Here is a 1,693-nt window from a genome sequence, read left to right as displayed (position 1 = left end):
GCCTCCGGCGGCGCCTGCGCGGCGAGCGGCCTGGCCGGAAAATGATGGTTCGCGGGGGCAGGGTGCAGTGTCCCGGCTGCCCGGGTTGTGTGGTGTTGTGGGGTGTTAGGCGGCCGGGGTGAGGGTGACTGTGTAGCCGAGGTGTTCGAGTTCGCGGATGGCTTGGCGGGTTTTGCGGGCTTGGTTGGTGTGTTGTTGGTGCCAGTCGCGTCCGAGGTCGTGGAAGTGGGTGTCGGGGTTGTCGATGAGGTACCAGGTGATTTCCAGGATGCTGCGGGCGACGGCGACGACGGCTTTTTTGGGTGGGGCGTGTTTGGCGATGCGGCGGTAGCGGGCGCCGAGGAAGGTTTTGGTGCGGGAGGCGCCGATGGCGGCTTGGGATAGGGGGGCTTTGATCCAGCCGTTGCCTTTGCCGGTGGGTCCGTGGGTGTGTTTGGCGCCGGATTGTTTGGTGTGGGGGGTGAGTGTGGCCCAGGAGGCCAGGTGGCCGGGGGTGGGGAAGATGGTCATGTCGAAGCCGGTCTCGGCCACGATGGCGGCGGCGATTTCGCGGGAGACGCCGGGGATCTGGTCGAGTCGGTCCAGCAGTGGCATGCGGCCGGGGTGGTCGTCGTCGGGGGGTGGGGTGGGGTCCAGGTCGGCGATCGCGGCTTCGATTCTGGTGGTGAGGGTGTCGATTTCGGTGGTGAGGTGGTCGTGCAGCCGTAGCAGGGTGGTGATCAGTTCGGCGTGGTGTTGTTCGAAGTGGCCGGTCAGGGCCTGTTCCAGGGTGGCGATTTTGCGGCGCATTCGGCCGCGGGCCAGTTGGGCCAGGGTTTTGGGGTTGCGTTCGCCGGCGCATAGGGCGTCGAGCATGGCTCGTCCGGAGACGCCGAACAGGTCTGAGGCGCCGTCTTTCTTGTCGGCGATTTTCAGGCATGCGTCTTCCAGGACCGACTCGATCTGGTTGCGGTATCGGGTGCGGTCGGCGACCAGGTTGGCGCGGGTGCGGGTCAAGGCCCGTAGTTGCCGCACTGGTTTGGGCGGGACGAATGAGGGGTGCAGCATGCCGCGTTCGGCGAGTTTGGCCAGCCAGATGGCATCGAGTCTGTCGGTTTTGGGCCGGGAGGGCACGTTCTTCACCTCGCGGGGGTTCACCAGCCAGACCCGCAGGCCCCGGGCCTCCAGCTGGTAGAAGAACGGTCTCCAGTAGTCGCCGGTGGCCTCCATCACCACCAGCTCGATGCTTTGGCAGACCAGGTGATCACCCAGCTCGGCGATCGCTGCGGTGGTGGCTTTCACCGCGAAGGTGCGCTGCATCCGCCGGGCAGGGTTGCGCTCACCAGGCAGCCGGGTGCACACCATGGCGCTGGCCTTGGCGATGTCGATGGCCGCGACACGCTCGGCGTATTCGGCCGATGCCTGCAACTCCACCACATCGGCATACTCTCCCATCGGGATCTCCCTCCCGAGCAAAGGCTCCCCAGCCACACCACGCACGGCACTGCCCGCTGGCCGCGTCGGGCAAGCCAAAAGCCTGGCCGGCGTGCTCGAAGCAACAAGATCCAGCCCTTATACGCGGCCCGCACCAGACTCGCTCCCGGGTTCATCACCCAAGGCCACACGTGCTCGATGCGGGCAGCACCGTGCAGGCACATTTTCGCGCCGACCCAACGGCGCGGCAACGCGCCATCCCTACTCGCTCCGGGGATGG

The 1,693-nt window shown here is 66.7% G+C and carries 1 protein-coding gene; it reads right to left on the bottom strand.

The annotated features are described in order from the left end of the window. Positions 1 to 105 precede the first annotated feature (105 nt). A complete protein-coding gene (locus ABH926_RS51450) occupies positions 106 to 1,434 on the bottom strand; it encodes an IS110 family transposase (protein WP_370374752.1) in 1,329 nt (442 codons plus the stop codon). Positions 1,435 to 1,693: the final 259 nt, after the last annotated feature.

Origin of the sequence: Catenulispora sp. GP43, from assembly GCF_041260665.1 — a bacterium.
Lineage (GTDB): Bacteria > Actinomycetota > Actinomycetes > Streptomycetales > Catenulisporaceae > Catenulispora.
The sequence above is the reverse complement of the archived record's forward strand: the minus strand, read 5'-3'. Positions and strand labels throughout refer to the sequence as shown.